The organism is Candidatus Binatia bacterium, assembly GCA_029243485.1.
In the GTDB taxonomy this organism is placed as follows: Bacteria; Desulfobacterota; Binatia; order UBA12015; family UBA12015; genus VGTG01.
The window spans coordinates 27362-46837 of the sequence record JAQWRY010000025.1; the positions used below are offsets into that span (position 1 = coordinate 27362).

Here is a 19476-nt window from a genome sequence, read left to right on the forward strand (position 1 = left end):
AGAAAAACCTACGAGGCGCCTTCGCTCTCGCGGATCGCATCCGCGATCCCCTCGGCGTGAGAGCGCACCTCGCCCTCGTGTTCTCCCTCGACCATGACGCGGATGAGGGGCTCCGTGCCGGAGGCCCGAACCAGCACGCGGCCGCGATCCCCGAGACCGCCCTCGACCTCCTGGATCGCACCGGCGACCTTCGCGTCGGCCGTGACGTCCCGGCGCTCGCGCACGCGCACGTTCACGAGAACCTGCGGGTAGCGCGTCATCGCTTTCGCGAGTTCCGACAGGGGCCGCTGCGCGCCGACGAGGATCGACAGGATCCCGAGTGACGTGATCAGTCCGTCCCCAGTCGTATTGTGATCGAGGAAGATGATGTGGCCGGACTGCTCTCCGCCGATGTTGGCGTTGCGCCTGCGCATCTCCTCGACGACGTAACGATCACCGACGGGAGTGCGGACGAGCGAAACACCCATCTCACGCAAGGCGACCTCGAGGCCGAGGTTTGACATGACCGTGGCGACCACGGCGCCGTTCTTCAGCGTCCCATTCTGCGACATCTGGTGGGCGGCGATCGCGAGAACCTGATCGCCATCGACCAATTGCCCCTTTTCGTCGACGAGTAGACACCGGTCGGCGTCTCCGTCGAGCGCGAGCCCGACGTCGGCCCCGACCTCGAGTACGCGCTTCTGCAGCGCCTCGGGGTGCATTGCACCGCAATGGTCGTTGATGTTCTCACCATCGGGTTCGCAACCGATCGTCCAAACCTCCGCACCGAGTTCTTCCAGAACCTCGGGCGCGACCTTGTAGCCGGCGCCGTTCGCCGCATCCACGACGATCTTCAGCCCGTCGAGCGTTCGATCGCGCGGGAACGTAGTCTTCGCGAAAACGTTGTAGCGGCCGAGAGCGTCGTCGATCCGGAAGGCCTTACCAACGTCGCCGGCGGTCGGCCGGAGGTGATCGATCGATCCGGCAAAGACCAGGTCCTCGATCTCGGCCTCGACCGCGTCGGGCAACTTGAATCCGTCGCGAGCGAAGAACTTGATGCCATTGTCCTGAAAGGCATTGTGCGAGGCGGAGATCACCACGCCCGCATCGGCGCGCAGGCTGCGAGTGAGGAACGCAATTCCGGGCGTCGGCATCGGGCCGACGAGAAGGACATCCACGCCCATCGAGCAGATTCCGGAGGCCATGGCGGTCTCCAACATGTAGCCCGAAACTCGGGTATCCTTACCGATGAGGATCTTGTGCCGCCTCGGGCTCTCGCGGAACACGTGCGCCACGGCCCGACCCAGTCGCAGAGCGACCTCGGAGGTCATCGGGTCGGCATTCGCCACACCCCGAACTCCATCGGTACCGAACAGCTTTCTTTTCGTCGTTTCGCTCACTGGTTCTCCTCGGGCGCAGGCAGGGGTAGCGCGGGCATCAGTGGCCCCACCAGTTCTCTATCGGCCTCTTGGGCCTCGGGCTGCAGCGTCACCGTCGGGGGCTCGAGTCGTAAGACCTCGTAGCCCGGCGGCAGCGTGACCAGGGGACGCACCTCTACCGCCGCCCGTCCTGCCAGCGCCGCCGTATCGACGTACGCGGCCCCGGGCGCCAACTCCAGGGAGCCTATCTCCACCGCCGGCCCGCGAACGACGATCCGGACCCGGTCCGGCTCTGCGACCCAGTGCCCCTCGGACCCCTGAATCTCGAGCGCCACGTTGTCGAACGTCCTCTCGGAGAGCTCGCGTTCGACCACGATCTGGACCGCGATCGTCGGCTGCCGGAGCTGCACCAGGCCACCGGGCCCGAGCAGGTCCAACGTCCGTTCGTTCACACCCGGCTGTAGCGTTGCGAGGTCGAGCGCCTGAGTCTCGACCTCGGTCACCGCCGCGACTCGACCCCTCGGACCTGTCACACCGACCTCAGACGGGAGGAGCTGCTCCTCGACGACCTTGAGGCCCGGCTCCATCTCGCCGCGGGAGTCGAGACGGATGGGTAGCTTCCGGCGAACCAGCCGGTCGATCGAGAGACTCACGCGCGATGGCGTGACGCGGTTCACCTCGACGCTTCTCGGCAGCGCGAAGTCCTTCGCGTTGAGCGTGTACGTCGCGACGCCCGGCTGCACGCCGGCCAGGTCCAGAGACGTCTGCAGGCTCTGCGCGTCGATGCTCGACAGCATCAGCCCCGAACCGCTGACGCGGACTTCGATGTAGTCCGGCGCCGTGCTCGTGATCACCATCCCCGCGGGGACATGGATCAGATCGAGACGGACACGAAGCGTTCGCTCACTCGTGCGCGCGCCGGCGTTCACGAAGAACCAGAGGCCCGAAGCCAAGAGGAACGCAAGCAACCACGTTCCCAGATCGGCCCAGGAGGGGCGCAGGAACGTCTGGAGAATCCCGCGAGGGGCTCGTCCCGTCGGCTTCACGGCAACGCCAACTGCGCCAACGTCGTCCGGAGACTGCCAGCGTCCATGTCGCGGGTGATTCGCCCCTCTCGCACGAGCGAGATCTGACCCTCTTCTTCGGAGACCACGATGACCGCCGCGTCGGTCTCCTCGGTCAGGCCGATTGCGGCGCGATGTCGTGAGCCGAGAGACCGGCTGACGACCGCGCTGGTCGTCAGCGGCAGGAAGCAGCCGGCCGATGTGATGCGCCCCCGGCGAACCACGACCGCGCCGTCATGGATCGGCGACGAGGGCAGGAAGATCGAGACGAGCAGCTCGCGGCTGACCCGCGCGTCGAGCGGCGTGCCGGCCTCCAGGTACTCGCTGAGACCGACCTCGCGCTCGAAGGCAATGATGGCACCGACGCGTTTTGTCGCGAGAAGAACGGCCGCGCGCGCGACCTCTTCGATCATCTCGTTGCGGCGTTGGCGATCCCCACCGAACAGGGTTCCGCGACCGACCCGCGTGAGCGCTCGCCGGATGTCGCTCTGAAACAGGATGACTATGACCAGCAAAATCGACGAGAGGAAATTGCTGAGAATCCACGAGAGTGTGTACAGCTCGAAGTACTGCGACGCGGAGAACAGGGCCGCGACCATGAGCATGCCGATCAACATCTGCACGGCGCGCGTGCCGCGGATCTGGTTGATCAGCCAGTAAATCAGACTCGTGATGATGAGGATGTCCGCGAGGTCCGCGAGTCGGACGTTGTCGAACAGCCCCTCCATCGCTCAGGCCTGCTCGCCTTCCAGAAGGGCGAGTGCCCGTCGGGTCGGACCGACGTCGTGCGCCCGGACCAGCACCGCCCCACGCTCTGCGGCGAGGACCGCCGCGGCGAGCGATGCCTCGAGGCGGTCGTCCGATGTCGTCTCGCCGAGGCCCGCACGGCGCATGGGAGCAGCCAGAAAGCTCTTGCGCGACAACCCGATCACGACCGGAAGACCGAGCACTGCGAGACCGCCCAGGCCGAAGAGCAGCTCGCGGCTCGCCGCCGCGCCCTTGCCGAACCCGATTCCGGGATCGATCCAGATGCGAGATTCGTCGACCCCGGCCGCTCTAAACGTGGCAACCCGTTCGGCGAGCTCCGCCGTCACCTCCTGGACGACGTCGTCGTAGCCCGGTGCATCCCGCATCGTCGCCGGGGTTCCGCGGATGTGACCGATGATGATGGTCGCACCGGAGTCCGCGATCGCGTGGGGCATGTCGTCGTCGAGCAGGCCGCCGCTCACGTCGTTTACTATCGTCGCTCCGGCCAAAGTGGCTGCACGCGCGACCGACGCCTTGTAGGTGTCGACCGAGACGGGCAGGTTCGCGTGCGCGCACCGCGCGGCTTCGATTACCGGAAGGACCCGAGCCAGTTCTTCTGCGGCCGGCACCTCGCAGGCCCCGGGGCGCGTCGACTCACCGCCAACATCGAGAACATCCGCCCCCTCGGCGACCATCGTGCGAATATGATCGGCCGCCGACTCCGGGCCGGGAGCCCGGCTGGCGGGATGAAATGAGTCCGGCGTGACGTTCACCACACCCATCACGCCGATGCGCCGCCCCGAAGCCTGCCAGGGCAGATCACCTTTGGGCACAGCCGCAAGCGTCACGCGCGAGGGCGTGCTGAATTCGCGTCGAGAAGACGACGGTTCAGGCCGTGGCCGGAACCGGGTCGCCGCCATCCCCATCTCGGTACGTGTCGACCAGCTCGTCGATCTCCGCCGTATCGAGAACCTCGCGTTCGAGAAGAGCCTTCGCGATGGCATGCAGCACCTTCACGTTGGTAGTCAGCAAATCCTTCGCGCGCTCGTAGCCACGCTGGATCAGGCCTCGGATCTCTACGTCGATCTCGTTCGCGGTCCCCTCGGAGTAGCCGGGCGTCTGATTGAAATCCCGCCCGAGGAACACGTTTTCGTCGCTGCTGCCGAATGTGATGGGCCCGAGCTTCTCGCTCATGCCCCACTCGCAGACCATCTTGCGCGCGAGTTCCGTCGCACGCTCGAGGTCGTTCCCCGCGCCGGTCGTGACCTGACCGAGAACGATCTCTTCTGCCGCGCGCCCGCCGAAGAAGATCGCAAGATTATCTTCGAGACGATCCTTGCTCGCCGTGTGGCGGTCATCGGACGGAACCTGCTGCGTGAGGCCGAGGGCCATGCCCCGGGGGATGATCGTGACCTTATGCACCGGATCCGCACCCGGAAGGAGCTTCGCCACGAGTGCGTGACCGGCCTCGTGGTAGGCCGTGTTCCGCTTCTCCTCGTCGCTGATGATCATCGAGCGACGCTCGGACCCCATCATGACTTTGTCTTTGGCCAGCTCGAAGTCTTGGTGCTCGACCTTCTCTTTGTTCATGCGAGCAGCGAGCAGCGCGGCCTCGTTCACGAGATTCTCAAGATCAGCGCCCGAGAACCCCGGAGTGCTACGCGCGAGGATCTCGACCAAGACGTCGTCCGACAGAGGCACACGACGCATGTGGACGTTGAGAATCCCTTCGCGGCCCTTCACATCGGGACGCGGCACGATGACTCGACGGTCGAAGCGTCCGGGACGCAGAAGAGCCGGGTCGAGGACATCGGGGCGGTTCGTCGCTGCGATGAGGATGACGCCTTCGTTCGATTCGAACCCGTCCATCTCGACCAGCAGCTGGTTCAGAGTCTGCTCACGCTCGTCGTGACCACCGCCGAGTCCGGCACCGCGGTGCCGCCCCACGGCGTCGATCTCATCGATGAAGATCAGACAGGGAGCGTTCTTCTTTCCTTGGATGAAGAGATCGCGGACGCGGGAAGCGCCCACGCCGACGAACATCTCGACGAAGTCCGAGCCGGAGATCGAGTAGAACGGAACCCCGGCCTCGCCCGCGATGGCGCGCGCGAGAAGCGTCTTTCCGGTTCCGGGCGGCCCGACGAGAAGCACCCCCTTGGGAATGCGACCACCAAGCTTCGTGAACCTCTTGGGATCCTTCAGAAAAGCGATGATCTCTTCGAGCTCTTCTTTGGCTTCCTGCACGCCCGCGACGTCGGCGAAGGTATGCTTGTCCTGCGATTCGGAGAGGAGCCGCGCGCGACTCTTTCCAAACGACATCGCCTTGCCGCCTCCGGCCTGCATCTGGCGCATGAAGAAGATCCAGACGCCGATCAAGAGCAGCATCGGGAACCACTGCACGAGCAGAATCACGTACCAGGGGTCGCCATCCTCGGGCTTCGCCTGGATCTGAACGTTCTTGTCACGCAGCCGGGTGACGAGCTCGCTGTCGCCGGGGTCGTAGGTGCTGAAGCGCTCCCCATTCTGGAAGCGACCACGGATCACCTTGCCCTGGATGACGACCTCCGCAATCCGGCCCTCATCGAGCGCGGCGGAGAAATCGCTGTAGTCCCGTTCGGGATCTCTCACCTGCTGCTTGCTGAAAATCTGGAACAGCAACAAGAAGAGCAGCCCCAACACGAGCCACAACGCCAAATTACGTGAGAACTGATTCAATCCCGACTTACCCAAATTCCACCCGAAACTCTTGTGTTTCTAGCACGCTGCCCAAATGGCGGCAATTGATTCGCTCGGCACGAAGCCGCATCCGCCTCGTTGTACTCGGGCCCGGCAGCACGGTGCTATCGATCGCGACGCCAGGCACCCACACTATATCGGCACCTCTCGTAACAACCGCAAGCCGAGACCGCTCGGCCCGGGGAATTCGCTTATCGATGAACAGGTCCGAGAGCTTCCTGCGGCCGGCCCGGAGCCGGATCCGGTCGCCCGGGCGGACCGTACGGACCGTCAGGGCCCCCTCCACCCGGGCCGCATCCACCACCACCTCGGCGGGCGGGGTCCCACTGCCTGCGGCCGCCGGGAGGGCCTCCGCAGAGAGCCGCCAGCCGGATTCCAGTTCCACGGCCCCCGGCGTCCCCCACGGGCGATCCTCGCGAGCCGCCGGGTGAACGGCCCCCGCCGGGCCGCATCGAAGCCGGTCGTAGCGGCGCTCCACCCGGTACCCGTGCAGATCGGTTCCGTCCGACGGGCCGCCGCCCCGCGCGATGCGAACGACGGCCCCGACCTGCGCCCGGGTTGGCCTCGCCCCACGCCTGGAAAGCCAAGAGTGCACAAGGCGGCCCGCACCCGCACCGGCCGACACCACCGCCGCCACGGCAAGGTCCCCTTCGCTTTGCCGGTCGAGGACCTCTGCGATCCAGAGATCGGCCAGCCTGGACTCGACGCGAAGGTCTCCCGCGAGGAGTGCAAGCCGTTCCGACATGTCGACGCCTAGTTCGCCCGAGAGAGCGGGGAGGACGTCGTGCCGGATCCGGTTGCGTGTGAATCTCGGGTCGAGGTTCGACGCGTCCTCGACCCACGTCCCCCCGACATCACGCAGGTACTGGACACACTCCGCGCGGCGGCGCTTCAGCAAAGGCCGGATTACACCATCTTCCCGCCGCATCTCCATCGCCGCGATCGACCGGGCACCGCCGCCACGCGCCAGCCGGTGCAGGACCGTCTCCGCCTGATCGTCGAGAGTGTGGCCGACGGCGACCGCCTGTGCCCCGCTCGCCTCCGCGATCCGAGCGAAGAAGCGAGCCCGGGCATCGCGCGCGCGCGCCTCCAGGTTGGACGAGGAAGACGACCCGAGGCCGTCGGCCCTTTCCTGGTGCGACGGCAGCCCCCATTCCTGCGCACACGACGCCACGAAGGCGGCGTCACGATCGGAGTCTTCGCCGCGAAGACCGTGGTCGAGGTGCGCCACATGAATCTCGAGCGGAAACCGGTGGCGCGTTCCAAGCGCGCGGAGCACGGTCAGGAGCGAGATCGAATCGGCCCCACCGGACACGCCCACCACGACGACCTCGCCCGCATGGAGCAGGTCCCCCTCGACGAGGTCTCGGAGCACCTCCGCCTCGAACCGGTATCCGGGATCCACGGGCGAAGCTTAGCACGACGGGGAATGGCGACGGGCGGAATTGAACCGCCGACTCAGGGATTATGAGACCCTCGCTCTACCAACTGAGCTACGTCGCCCCCGGTTTTCCAGCGAAGCGCCTCGTTAACAACGCACCGGCAGATTGTCGACTGGAACCGGGGCTACCGGGTGCACCCGAGTTCGGCCGAAACCTCCCTAACCGAGACGTCCGGCGAGCCGCGCTTCACCTGGTGCAGGAGCTCCCCTGTCAAATCCAGAGCCGAGAGCCTCCCCCCGTAGACACATCCCGTATCCATGCCGACCCGGCGGGCCGGCGAGAAGTGGACGTCCCGCTGTGGGGTATGCCCGAACATGACCGTCTCCGGGAAGGCGTGCTCCGCCGCGAAGAACTCCTCGCGGATCCAGAGCAGGTCGTCGGCGTGCTGATCCGCCAGAGCGACGCCCGGGCGGACCCCCGCGTGGACAAACGCCCACGGACCCTCGGTATGGGAGAGCACCAGCGCCTCGCGGAAGAACGCGATGTGATCCTCGGACATCCGCAAGCGCATGTCCTCGGCGAGATCGCCGCGGGCATCCGGGTCGACGCCGTAGCTCATCAGAGTCGCAGCGCCTCCCGCCCGCACGAAGATCCCGCCGTGCGTGCCGCCGAAGCCGAGAAAGTCCAGCAGCATCTCCTCGTGGTTTCCTCGCAGGAACACCGTACGCGGGAGGGCGCGCTTCAGGTCGAGCATCAGGTCGATCGTCTGCGCCGACGCATCCCCGCGGTCGATGTAGTCGCCGAGGAAGACGAGCCGGTCCGCCTCCGTCAGCGCGAGCGAATCGAGAAGTCGTCCGAGCTCCATCAGGCAGCCGTGAATGTCCCCGATGCACAGGACCCGACCTTCACTCATCCCTCATCCTCCTCGTCCGATACTCCGAGCACGCGAGCCAACGCACTCGGGTCCGCCAACGTTTCGAGAGCCGCGGAGTAAGGATCGGTATCTCCAGCCTTCAGGCGCTGCGCGGTCGCCGCAAGTGCTTCTGAGTCGAGCGCCCGCTCGAGGCGCAGCGAAAGCTCGTCGCGCAGGATCTCGAACCACTCCTGCAGCCGCCCCTCGGCGTCGTCCACGTGTGGCTGCTTTGCGCGCGCCTCCTCGTGCGCGTCGATGGCGGCCGCGAGCTCGTCCACGCCGGTCCCGTCCGTGCCTTGGGTGAGCAGCACGGGCACCTGCCAGTTCGCATCCGGGCGAAGTTGGAGCATGACCTCGAGCTCATTCTTCAGGCGCCGTGCACCATCGCGGTCGGCCTTGTTCACGACGAAGATGTTCGCAATCTCGAGCAGACCGGCCTTCATCACCTGAATGGTGTCGCCCGCTTCGGGCACGAGCACCACGAGCGTGGTCTGCGCGAGGCGCATGATGTCGAGTTCGGTCTGGCCCACGCCGACCGTCTCCACGAGGATGTCGTCGAATCCGAACGCATCAAGCAGGTGCACCACCTCCCGCGTCGCCCGCGCGAGTCCGCCGTGGCGACCGCGGGTGGAGAGACTCCGAATGAACACGCCCTCGTCGAGGAAGTGGTCCTGCATCCGAACCCGGTCGCCCAGGATGGCCCCGCCCGAGAAAGGGCTCGAGGGATCGACAGCCACGACACCCACGCGCCGGCCCTGCTTGCGAAGCAGGCCGATGAGCTTGTCCGTGAGGGTCGACTTGCCGGCGCCCGGGGGGCCGGTGACACCGAGGACCCGGGCGCGACCACACTTCGGGTACAGCGCTCCCATGAGCCGCGGGACGTCCGGCGCGCGATTCTCGACGAGCGTCATGAGGCGCGCCAACGCGCGCCGATCACCCGAGGAGAAACGTTCGAGTGTGTTCTGCAGGTCGCTCACCGTCGCTCCGCCCATCCTCACTAGAAACCGTATCATCGACCGGAAGCTCAGCCGGGTCGAGCGGTTTCGGAACCCATCGTTTTTCCGTCCGCACGGCAACGCCGCGGGCGACTCGTGCCGCCACCGCCTCGAGGTCCGGCATCGGCCCTCGGCGCAACGACGCGAGGCTCGTCACCTTGACGCCCACGAGCCCACAGGGTGCGATCCCGTCGAACCCGCGCTCCGCACGTTCATCCACGTTCAGCGCGAAGCCGTGCAGGGTCACTGCGCGCCGCACGCCCAGACCGATGGAAGCGAGCTTACGCGGCGCTTCGCCGTCCGACGTGCTCCACACCCCGGGGTAGCCCGCCCGGGGCATTGCTCCGATGCCCAGGCTCAGAGCGACATCACACAGCGCCTGCTCGACCGCGGAGACGAAGCTCCGCACACCACGACCGCGAGACGGCAGCTGGCACACCGGGTAGCCGATCAACTGCCCGGGACCGTGGTACGTGACGTCGCCGCCGCGATCCGTCCGCACTACAGGCCGGTCCGGACGCTCGACGCCTTCCGGCACCGAGGCGTTTCGGCCCACCGTCAGAACCGGGGGATGCTCGAGAAGGAGAAGCAGGTCGTCGATGCCGCCGCGCGCGCGCATCTCGGCAAGCCGCGTTTGCATGCGGCGAGCCGAGTCGTACTCGACGCGACCGAGAAAGCACCAACGCATATTCCCCACGTTGGCTGCGATACCCACCCGGTCCGGACCCCGCAAGAACCTTTCAGAACTCGCCCATCAATCCGTGGCGACGCATCCGCCGCCAAAGCGTCACGCGCGAGATCCCGAGCTCCCGCGCCGCGGCCTCCCGACGCCATCGATGTCGCCCGAGCAGACGCTCCAGTTCCTCCCGCTCCACCTCGTCGGGAGAGCTCTCCGCCACGACCGTCGCCCGCCGATCGGAGCCCCGCGACGCCGAAGACGGCAGCTGCCCGAGAGCCGACGCCCAGCCGGCACGCCAGCCGGCGACGTCCGCCACAGCCCTTGCCCGCTCGACGAAGTTCTCCAACTCCCGGACGTTCCCGGGCCAATCGTAGAGCTCCATCCGAGCGAGGTCCGCGGCGAGAGGAAGCGCTCGCCCGCTCGCGCCCGGGAAACCCTCGCCGCGCCCTCCGCGCTTCAGGAGGTGCGCTACGAGAAGGGAAAGATCGGACGGCCGCTCACGCAGCGGCGGCACCCTGACACGAAGCACGTCGAGCCGGTAGAAGAGGTCGCGCCGGAAGGTGCCCTGCTGGACCATCGACTCCAGGTTCCGATTGCTGGCGGCAAGGATTCGCACCTCTGCCGTCCGGAGGCGAGCCGTCCCAACGGGCCGATACTCGTGCTCCTGAATCAGTCGGAGAAGCTTCCCTTGGATCGACGCGGGAAGATCCTCGACCTCATCGAGCATCAACGTTCCGCCCGAGGCATGCTCCACCAGGCCGGCACGGTCGGAGCCCGCGCCGGTGTACGCCCCGCGGACGTGCCCGAACAACTCGGCTTCGGCAAGGGCTTCGGGCAAGGCGCCGCAGTTCACCGCAACGAAGGCCCCCTTCGCCCGCGTGCTCTCTCCATGGATCGCCCGCGCGACGAGTTCCTTTCCGACGCCGGTTTCCCCTTCGATCCGCACGGGCGCGAGGCTCCGCCCGCACCGGCGAACCTCTGCGCGAACCGCGCGCATCTGCGGGCTCGCCCCGACGAGTGTCGACTCGGGTCCCACCCGCCGTGCCGCCACCAAGTCGCCGAGGAGTCCGGCGACCCCGTCGACCGCGCCGCCGCCCTTAACGAAGTAGTCGAGGGCTCCCGCATGCAGCGCGCGCACCGCAGTGCGCGCCGAGCCATCGGCCGTAAGCAGGACAAACGGGACCTCCTCCCCGCGTCGGCGCAGCCCGCGCACGACGCCGAGCCCATCGCCGTCCGGCAAAGAGACGTCGAGCACCAGCACGTCGACCGGTGAGGACTCGACCCGAAGCGTTGCGGCTTCGAGCGACTCCGCCGTCTCTATCCGCAAGCCCGGAACCCGGTCACGAAGCGCCGCGACCAGGACCGCCGTATAGACGAGGTCATCATCGACGACGAGCGCCGTCGGTCGGTCCGGCGCGCCCCTATCCTCTACTCGTTCCATCGTTCACCACCCCGGGACGCCACCCTCGATTCGCGCGCGACGCTACCACGGGAGGCAGGCGGGTCCGGCCTGCACGCGAGACAATGAAGACGCGGTCGCACCCGGGGTGCACCGCGACGGGCGGGGCCGGCCTGCTTCGACCGGCCCCGGCGCGTCCCCCGGCCCCCTAGGCGGACCCCATGTCGCGCCCAAGCGACCCCCTCACCCAGAAAGCCAACGCAAGTCGTACGCCAGCGGGAACCGCATGGCAGGCGCTCGCTCCGCACCAAAAGTGGAACGGGTCGTTTCTCCGGCGCGAGCGAACCGTTACGAGAAAGGAACCGAGCGTTTCAATGTCCCCCACCGTTCAGCCCCCCGCGGCGAGAAAGCGCCAACCAGTGCGCCAGTGGTATAAAAACCTCCCGCTGATGGCGGGCCTCGTCCTGATTGCCCTCGGTTTAGGCAACTGGATCACCGGCTCGATACGAACGGCCGAGCACGCGCAGCAAATCGAGGAATCTCTCCAGGCGCCGTCACGCGGAGGTGTCTCCAGCAAACGGCCGAGCGCAGAGGAAGTCGAGATTGCACGCGTTCGGATGGACTTCTACCACGTCGTTGCGAGCGGCGGTCGTCTCATGACGGCAGCGGGATTTCTTTTAACGACATTCGGCCTTGCGCGTTCCTTGCGGCCGCGGGCAAGAAAGGGATGACCGAGCGGACACGGCAAGCACTCCTGCATATGCCCAAGGCGACGAACCTCATACTGCCAGCGGGACGCTCTTCAATCGGCAAACCCGAGTCCTGGCCCCTCCTTCCAGATGCCGCGAGGATCCTCGCGCGCGTGGCGCCTAGCTCCATCCCGGTGCTCTGCCTGGGCTCCAGCGGCACTGCGTTCGCGCGGCTCGCCGGGAGCGTGCATCGCGCAAGTCAGCGCGTGCGACTCGCACGCGTCGACCTCAGACGCGAGGGAGCCGGCGGCATTCTCGCGTTGCCGCACGGGTCCGAAGCTTCCTATTTGACGCTTGCGCTCGACGGGCTCGAGGCGCTCGATGACTCGGGACAGGGCACCCTCGCCTCCTATCTCGACGAATCGTCCCCACGCCTCATCTGCGCGACTCGAGTCTCAGCGGAGGACCTGACGGGAACCTTCCGCGCGGACCTGCTGGGACAGCTCTCGACGGTCACCGTGGACACACCAGCGCTGCGCGAGCGCGGGCGCGAAATCGGTAGCCTCGCCTCCGAGCGCATCGCGATGCTCGCGCGCGAGATCGACCTTCACGAGGCCCCCACACTCACCGAATCGGCGACCGCCGCCCTCGCCTCCCACAACTGGCCCGGAGACGTGACCGAGTTCGATGCCGTCCTGCTCGCGACCCTATTGCGCGAACCGCCCTCTGCGACGATCGAGGCCAGCGACCTCCTGTGGCCCCGCCAACCCGCGGCCCTTTCCACCTCGACCCCGTCGGCGACGATTCGCCCGCGCGACTCCGAACCGCCACTGACGCCTTCGCTCCCCGAGCCGCCTCGCGAGACGGTCGCAGCCCCGCCTCTGGACGCGGCCGCGGAGCCCCTCGACACGCTCGAGTCCGTCGCGGTCGAACTCGCCCATCAGCTGAAGAACCCCCTCGTCACGGTCAAGACGTTCGTGTCGAACGCCGAACGGATGGATCACGAGGAGATGACCCGGTTCCGGGAGATCGCGCTCGAGGGAATCGACCGGATCGACGGCCCCCTGGACCAGATCCTGGACTTCTCCCGGCTCCCCGGTTCGACCGACGATACCCTCGAAGTGGCTCTGGAACTGACGAAATCTCTGGAATCGGTCGCCCCGAAGCTCGACGCCAAAGGCATCTCCGTCCAGGGGATCCCGCCGAGCCTGCTCCCGGCCCGGGGGTCCACGGCGAACCTCGACTTCGCCCTCTCGACCCTCACCCAACACATCGCCGAGACCATCGAGCCGCAAAGCATCCTCATGATCGCCCGCCCATCGGCGGACCTCGTTCTCCTCCACTACCGCGAATCCGGCGCCTCGACGCACCTCCGAGGAGCCACCGGAAACCCCGATTCTAGTTTTCCTCTCGCCCTGTTGCTGGTAAGAGGCGCCCTCACACGGATGGGTGGTGGCCTCCGGACGAGCCACGCGCATACGGAGGTGACGGTCGAGTTGTCCTTCACCCCTGCGTAACGTTCACGGGACCATCCGCTCGCGTGTGAGAAAGCGAGGTACCTGCTCTCATGTCCACACATCCCCAGGGCGCACCCACGGACGATACCGAGAGCGTCAAACGAACACGCCGGCCGCACGTACTGGTCGTGGACGACGAAGCGGGGATTCGCGAATCGCTCCGGATCATCCTTAGGGACGAGTTCGAGTTGTCGTTCGCAGAGACCGGCGAAGAAGCGCTTCGCAAGACTTCCATCGAGCAACCGGACGCCGTCCTCCTCGACATCGTCTTACCGGGGATGGATGGCATCGCCACCTTGGAACGCCTTCGGGCAGAGGTACCGCACACCCCCGTCGTGATGGTCACGGCGACGCGCACCCTGAAGACGGCCGTGACCGCGATCAAACTCGGCGCGTACGACTACGTCCAGAAGCCGTTCGACCTCGACGAGCTGAAGGTCCTGCTGGGCAATGCAGTGCGCACGTCCGCCCTGCAGCGCGAAGTCGACGAACTCCGCGCGGAAGTCGGTCGCCGCTACCAGGTGGGCAACATCGTCGGTCGGTCCAAGGGGATGCAGGACGTCTTCCGAACCGTCTCGATGGTGGCGCCGCTGCGCACCACCGTGCTGATTACGGGAGAAAGCGGAACCGGCAAGGAACTGATCGCCAAGGCGCTACACTACCAGAGCCCGCGCGCCGGCCGCCCGATGACAGCCATCAACTGCGCCGCGATTCCGGAATCGCTGCTCGAGAGCGAGCTCTTCGGGCACGAGCGCGGCGCGTTCACCGGGGCCGACACGAAGAAGCTCGGCCTCTTCGAGTTGGCCAACAACAGCACGATCTTCCTGGACGAGATCGGCGAGCTTCACCCAACCGTGCAAGCCAAGCTGCTGCGGGTCCTGGAGACCGGAGAGTTCATTCGCGTCGGTGGCACCCGCTCGGTGTCCACCGACGTGCGCATCGTCGCGGCCTCGAACCGGAACCTCGAAGAAGGCTCGCGCGACGGCTCGTTCCGGGCGGATCTCTACTACCGCCTGAACGTCGTCTCGATGCACCTGCCGCCGCTTCGCGAACGGCGCGTAGATCTCGCGCTCCTCATCCGGCACTTCGCGCAGGCCAAGGCCGTCGAACTCGGGATCCCCGAGCGCACATTCGCACCGAAGACCATCGACCTCCTCCTTCGCTACCGCTGGCCCGGGAACGTCCGCGAATTGGAGAACCTCGTCGAGCGACTTCTGGTCCTGGCGACGCAAGGACCGATCACGCCCGAGGAACTCCCGGTCGGGATGCGCGAGGCCCCCACCGGGAGCCCCGAGGACGTCCGCGCCGCCGTCCTCCTCGGAACCAAGAGCCTCTCCGACGCCGTCGACGGCTTCGAGCGCGACATCATCTCCTTGGCGCTCCAGGTGGCCGACTTCAACCAGACGCGAGCGGCAGAGCGATTGGGCACGACACGACGCATCCTGAAGTACCGAATGGACAAGCTAGGAATCGGCGAGCGCTGATCGCCCGGCTCCGTCGACCGCGCAGGTGCGCGGGCGCGCCGTTCATTCTTCGCGACCTCGCACGAAATTGTACGGCAAATCGCTGCGTTGCGTCACTTCAACCGCGACCGGACCGTCGAACGAATTCCCGCGCTTTCTACGGATCTGCCGGCACCTGCGAAGATTCGGCGGAACCACTCCAATGGCACACGGTGTGCATCTTGGGTGGCCTTGCGCATGAACAACCACAACCAGGTCCTAGTAGTGGACGACGAGGACGGCCCTCGTGAGTCCCTGAAGATCATCCTCAAGGCCGAGTTCGGCGTAACCGCCACGGAGAGCGGATCCTTAGCCCTCGAGCTCTTGCGAAGGACCGAGGTCGACGTCGTCTTGCTCGACCTGACGATGCCCGAAGACCTCTCGGGCACGCAAACCCTCGAGGCGATCCGCAGCTCCGGAATCGACGTCGAGGTCGTCGTGATCACGGGTCAAGGTGCACTCGATACCGCGGTCGAATGCCTGCGACTGGGAGCCCGCGACTACATCGCGAAGCCCTATCGCGCAGAGGACGTTCGCGCCGCGGTCCGGTCCGCACTCGCCGCTCGGACCGCGCGAAAACGCGCGAGTGAGATGCGCGGGCACTTGCTCGAGAATCTCTCGCACGAGTTTCGCACCCCGCTGCACGCGATCACCGGCTACACCGAAATCTTGTCGGACGAGGCAAGCGAGACCCTGTCGAGCGAGCAACTTCGCGCGCTCGCCCGTATCCAACTCAATTCCGAGAGGCTCCTATCTTATATCGAAGGCCTGTTCTTTCTCGCCGAGCTCGACGCCGGGGAGACGCCGGCCAATGCCCGTGAGTTCGCCGTCCGCCCCTGGCTAGAGCAACTCATCTCTCCGATCCGTCGCGACGCCGACCAGAACGGCGTGATCATCGAGATCGTCTGCGACAACGCCCTCACCGGGTACGCGCATCCCGAAACCCTGGCGCGCCTCATCAGTGCGCTGACGTATGCCGCAGCGGACCAGCCGTCCGGGGGGACCATTCGGGTCGTTGCCCAACGCACCCACGAGGCCTTCCATCTGTCGATCGATCCCGGTCGCGGCGTCGCCGGCGTGTCGGTCGGAACGCGGTCCAGCGAGATCAGCGACCTGAATCTCTCCGATCCGCTCGCCCAAGAAGTCATCGTGCGCGCCGCGGCAAGTCTGAACGCGAACATCGCCACCGAACTCGACGGCGGCTCGATCCTCCGAATCCACTTGGAGATCCCTATCCAACCGGCGGCCACGACTCGGCCCCGAACGCCGACGCCACACCACTCCGGCGTGGCCCAGCAAGCGCGATGAAGAGGGCAGCCTTGCGGTTCATTCATTGCGAGCAGTGCCGCGAGACCGTGCGAATCCCGCTCGAGAACGTCGAGCCTGCCACCGCGGACGACTTCCGCGAGAGGCACGCGTCCTGCCGGCTTCGAATCTATGAACCGACCGGCCGCGCCGAAGCGTCCGGAACCTGGCAGGACCCAATGTCCACGCGGCGGCTGGAAGTTCGCGGCGACGACGGCCTGGCGATGGCGGTGGCGGCGCGGCGGCTTCTGGCCGAGCCGCTCGTCTGGCACATCGAGCAACAGGAATGCGAAGAGGAGCTCGAGGTCGAACTCGACCGCGCCCTGTTCTGGGCCTCCGTCGATCGGACATTGTACCCGAGTCACCTGCCGAAACGGACGCTAGAGGAGTGGGCGACCCAGCTCGAGCACTTCGCCCGGAGCGCCCGGCCCGAAGACATCGTGCTCCTCGAGGACGACCCCCGTTGCGGCAACGCCACCTTCGCCTGCTTCACGATCACGGCCCGTGCACGGCTCGAATCGGGCCTGGCGGCCTTCGGGTTCGACGCCGAGACCCAGTCCCGCCTCGCCGCCCTTTTCGACCAGGAGCTCTTCCCGCCCCTGCGGGTGGAACGTCGCCTGGTGCCTGCCAAGCCGTCGGCCCGCGCCGAGCCCGGCGCCCAGCCCGCCTTGACCCGGTAGCCGCACCTCGGTTAATTCGAGGTCTAGCGCCGTGCACGCCCCAGGGGCCGCCGGCGGGTGAACTATGGACGTCGTCGAGACGGCTCGAGGGTGGCGCCCCCTGGATCGCGCCGAGGCAATCGCCGCGCTCGACGCCAGTGGGCCCGCGTTGGACGACCTCCGCGCCCGGGCCGGAGCCCTGCGCGACGCCGGCAAGGGCCGCCGGGTCAGTTACTCCCGCAAGGCCTTCTTCCCAATCACCAATCTCTGCCGAGATCGCTGCGCCTACTGCACCTTCCGGCGAGATGAAGGTGAGGACGGCGCCTGGACCATGTCTCCGGACGAGATCGGCGACTGGTCCGAACGCGCCCGACGTCTCGGATGCCGGGAAGCCCTGCTCTGCCTGGGAGACCAGCCCGAAGCGGTTTCACCTGCGTACCGCGAATGGCTCACGGGGCAGGGTCACAAGAACACGATCGAGTACGTGGAGCGCGCGAGCCGGATCTCTCTCGAGCGAGGCCTGCTGCCGCACTCCAACCCCGGCATCATGAGTGCTGAGGAACTCGCGCTACTCCGGCCGGTCAATGTGAGCCTCGGCATGATGCTCGAGACGACCAGTGAGCGTCTGCGCGGCAAAGGCCAAGCCCACTACTACGCGCCGGACAAGGACCCCGCGCTACGCCTGGAGGTCCTCGAGAACGCGGGCCGTCTGAAGATCCCGTTCACGACAGGATTGCTCATGGGCATCGGCGAGACCCTCGAAGAGCGGGTCGATACGATCTTCGCCATCGGCGAGGTCCACCGGAAGTACGGCCACATTCAGGAAGTCATCGTGCAGAACTTCCGCGCGAAGCCCGAGATCCCGATGGCCACCAGCGACGAACCGGACGAGGTCGAACTGGCCCGAACCGTCGCCATGACCCGGCTGGCCCTCGGACCGGAGATGAACGTCCAGGTGCCACCGAACCTGTCCCCGGACGCCATCGCTTATCTCCTGGACAGTGGAATCAATGACTTCGGCGGCATCTCGCCGCTCACCCCGGACTTTGTGAACCCCGAGGCCCCGTGGCCCCACCTCGGCGCCCTGGCCAAGGCCTGCGAGCGAGCCGGCTATGAGCTTCACGAGCGTCTGGCGCTGTACCCCGAGTACATCGACCGCCCCGAGTTCCTCGACCCCGCCCTGCGAGAGCGTGTCGCCGAAGAATGGGCTACTATTCAGCGCATGGAAGACGCCGCGTCCGATTCGGCCCAGGAGGTCGCACCATGAATACTCCCATCGAAGAGGTCCGAGCCCTCTTGCCCGACGGCGCGCCCCTCGAGCGAGCGCTGGCACCTGCAAGCGCCCCCGTCCGTGAAATCCTCGATCGCGCCCTCGAGCAGCGGGACGTCGAGGCGGCCGATGTCCCGGTCCTGCTGCGCCTCGAGAACGACGACCTGCGCGCACTGATAGCGGCCGCCGATCACATCCGTCGCGAAGACGTCGGCGACGAAGTCACGTATGTCGTGAACCGAAACATCAACTTCACAAACATCTGCTTCGTGAACTGCCAGTTCTGCGCCTTCAAACGCCAGCGCTGGGAAGACGACGCGTACGACCATGGGATGGACTCGATCCTCGCGAAAGTCGAAGAGGCCATCGCACGCGGCGCGACCGAAGTCTGTATGCAGGGCGGCATCAACCCGCAGATGAGCGCGTTCCACTACCGCGACGTTCTGGTCGCCATCAAGACCGCGTTCCCGCAGATCCACATGCACGCATTCTCCCCGATGGAGATTCTCTACGGGTCCCGGCGGACCAACATGTCCTTCGAGGATTACCTCAGCATGCTGCGCGACGCCGGCCTGGGGAGCGTCCCCGGCACGGCCGCCGAGATCCTCGACGACGAGATCCGCGAGATTCTGTCCCACAAAAAGGTCGACGTGGAAACGTGGGTCGACATCATCTCGACCGCCCATCGCGTCGGCATCCCGACGACGTCGACGATCATGTATGGACACGTCGAGAACCTCGGGCACATAGCGGCCCACCTCGACCTCCTGCGGAAGATGCAACGCGACACCCATGGTTTCACCGAGTTCGTGCCGCTGCGGTTCATCTACGAGAACACGATCCTGTACCAACGCGGACTCGTGAAGCCGACACCGCAGGGCGCGCCCGATCTCCGCATGTACGCGACCTGCCGCCTGTTCTTCCGCGGCGACATCGACAACCTCCAGACCTCCTGGGTCAAGCTCGGCCACGAGCTCTCGGCCCTCACTCTGGCCGCAGGCGTGAACGACTTCGGTGGTACCCTCATGGAGGAGAGCATCTCCCGCGAGGCTGGCGCCGATGCAGGCGAGTACACGACAGCAGAGGAGATCGAGGACCTCATCCGTTCGATGGGGCGTACGCCGCGCCAGCGCTCGACCCTTTACGGCGAACCCGCGCCAACCGGCGCGACGGTCGGATCGACACCCGACACGGCCCCGATCGACAGCTCCGTCGGCGCGTGAGGCCAGCACGCATCGGAAAGGTCACGCTCCTCGCGGGT

16 protein-coding genes and 1 tRNA gene are annotated in these 19476 nt (G+C 66.6%); 6 read left to right on the top strand and 11 right to left on the bottom strand.

All coding sequences use genetic code 11. The features are described 5' to 3' along the window. Positions 1–8: 8 nt before the first annotated feature. From glmM to P8R42_08685, 11 genes are all read right to left on the bottom strand, one after another. Entirely contained in the window at positions 9–1379 is a 1371-nt protein-coding gene (glmM, locus tag P8R42_08635) for a phosphoglucosamine mutase (protein MDG2304708.1), read from the bottom strand. Continuing rightward, positions 1376–2404 carry a CdaR family protein gene (locus P8R42_08640; protein ID MDG2304709.1) on the bottom strand — a complete coding sequence of 343 codons (1029 nt, stop codon included), beginning with the start codon at positions 2402–2404 and terminating at the stop codon, positions 1376–1378. The genes glmM and P8R42_08640 overlap by 4 nt, the downstream gene beginning before the upstream one ends. Then, entirely contained in the window at positions 2401–3150 is a 750-nt protein-coding gene (gene cdaA / locus P8R42_08645; protein ID MDG2304710.1) for a diadenylate cyclase CdaA, read from the bottom strand. Before cdaA ends, P8R42_08640 begins: the two co-directional genes overlap by 4 nt. Before the next feature lie 3 nt (positions 3151–3153). Then, entirely contained in the window at positions 3154–4002 is an 849-nt protein-coding gene (gene folP, locus P8R42_08650) for a dihydropteroate synthase (protein ID MDG2304711.1), read from the bottom strand. Positions 4003–4057: 55 nt separating this feature from the next. Then, positions 4058–5884: an ATP-dependent zinc metalloprotease FtsH gene (gene ftsH, locus P8R42_08655; GenBank protein ID MDG2304712.1), complete on the bottom strand. Its 1827-nt coding sequence runs from the start codon at positions 5882–5884 to the stop codon at positions 4058–4060. A gap of 7 nt (positions 5885–5891) precedes the next feature. Then, positions 5892–7310, bottom strand: a complete 1419-nt coding sequence (gene tilS / locus P8R42_08660; protein MDG2304713.1) for a tRNA lysidine(34) synthetase TilS — start codon at positions 7308–7310, stop codon at positions 5892–5894. A gap of 25 nt (positions 7311–7335) precedes the next feature. Further along, positions 7336–7408, bottom strand: a tRNA-Met gene (locus P8R42_08665). 63 nt (positions 7409–7471) lie between these two features. Further along, a complete protein-coding gene (locus P8R42_08670) occupies positions 7472–8200 on the bottom strand; it encodes a metallophosphoesterase family protein (protein ID MDG2304714.1) in 729 nt (242 codons plus the stop codon). Next, a complete protein-coding gene (gene meaB / locus P8R42_08675; GenBank protein MDG2304715.1) occupies positions 8197–9168 on the bottom strand; it encodes a methylmalonyl Co-A mutase-associated GTPase MeaB in 972 nt (323 codons plus the stop codon). Before meaB ends, P8R42_08670 begins: the two co-directional genes overlap by 4 nt. Continuing rightward, a complete protein-coding gene (lipB, locus tag P8R42_08680; protein ID MDG2304716.1) occupies positions 9134–9883 on the bottom strand; it encodes a lipoyl(octanoyl) transferase LipB in 750 nt (249 codons plus the stop codon). Before lipB ends, meaB begins: the two co-directional genes overlap by 35 nt. Positions 9884–9935: 52 nt before the next feature. Next, on the bottom strand, positions 9936–11315 hold the full coding sequence (locus tag P8R42_08685) for a sigma-54 dependent transcriptional regulator (GenBank protein MDG2304717.1): 1380 nt from the start codon (positions 11313–11315) through the stop codon (positions 9936–9938). Positions 11316–12135: 820 nt separating this feature from the next. Between P8R42_08685 and P8R42_08690 the strand changes: the two genes are divergently transcribed. From P8R42_08690 to cofH, 6 genes are all read left to right on the top strand, one after another. Next, complete coding sequence (locus tag P8R42_08690; protein ID MDG2304718.1) at positions 12136–13479, top strand: histidine kinase dimerization/phospho-acceptor domain-containing protein; 1344 nt, start codon at positions 12136–12138, stop codon at positions 13477–13479. 50 nt (positions 13480–13529) lie between these two features. Continuing rightward, positions 13530–14963 carry a sigma-54 dependent transcriptional regulator gene (locus P8R42_08695; GenBank protein ID MDG2304719.1) on the top strand — a complete coding sequence of 478 codons (1434 nt, stop codon included), beginning with the start codon at positions 13530–13532 and terminating at the stop codon, positions 14961–14963. Positions 14964–15179: 216 nt separating this feature from the next. Then, the gene (locus P8R42_08700; GenBank protein MDG2304720.1) at positions 15180–16289 is read left to right on the top strand and encodes a response regulator; all 1110 of its coding nucleotides are present in this window, start codon (positions 15180–15182) and stop codon (positions 16287–16289) included. A gap of 11 nt (positions 16290–16300) precedes the next feature. Next, positions 16301–16966 (top strand): hypothetical protein, encoded by a 666-nt coding sequence (locus P8R42_08705; GenBank protein MDG2304721.1) that lies wholly within the window; start codon positions 16301–16303, stop codon positions 16964–16966. Between the two features lie 64 nt (positions 16967–17030). After that, a complete protein-coding gene (cofG, locus tag P8R42_08710) occupies positions 17031–18212 on the top strand; it encodes a 7,8-didemethyl-8-hydroxy-5-deazariboflavin synthase CofG (GenBank protein ID MDG2304722.1) in 1182 nt (393 codons plus the stop codon). Then, positions 18209–19438 carry a 5-amino-6-(D-ribitylamino)uracil--L-tyrosine 4-hydroxyphenyl transferase CofH gene (cofH, locus tag P8R42_08715; protein MDG2304723.1) on the top strand — a complete coding sequence of 410 codons (1230 nt, stop codon included), beginning with the start codon at positions 18209–18211 and terminating at the stop codon, positions 19436–19438. Before cofG ends, cofH begins: the two co-directional genes overlap by 4 nt. Positions 19439–19476 lie beyond the last annotated feature (38 nt).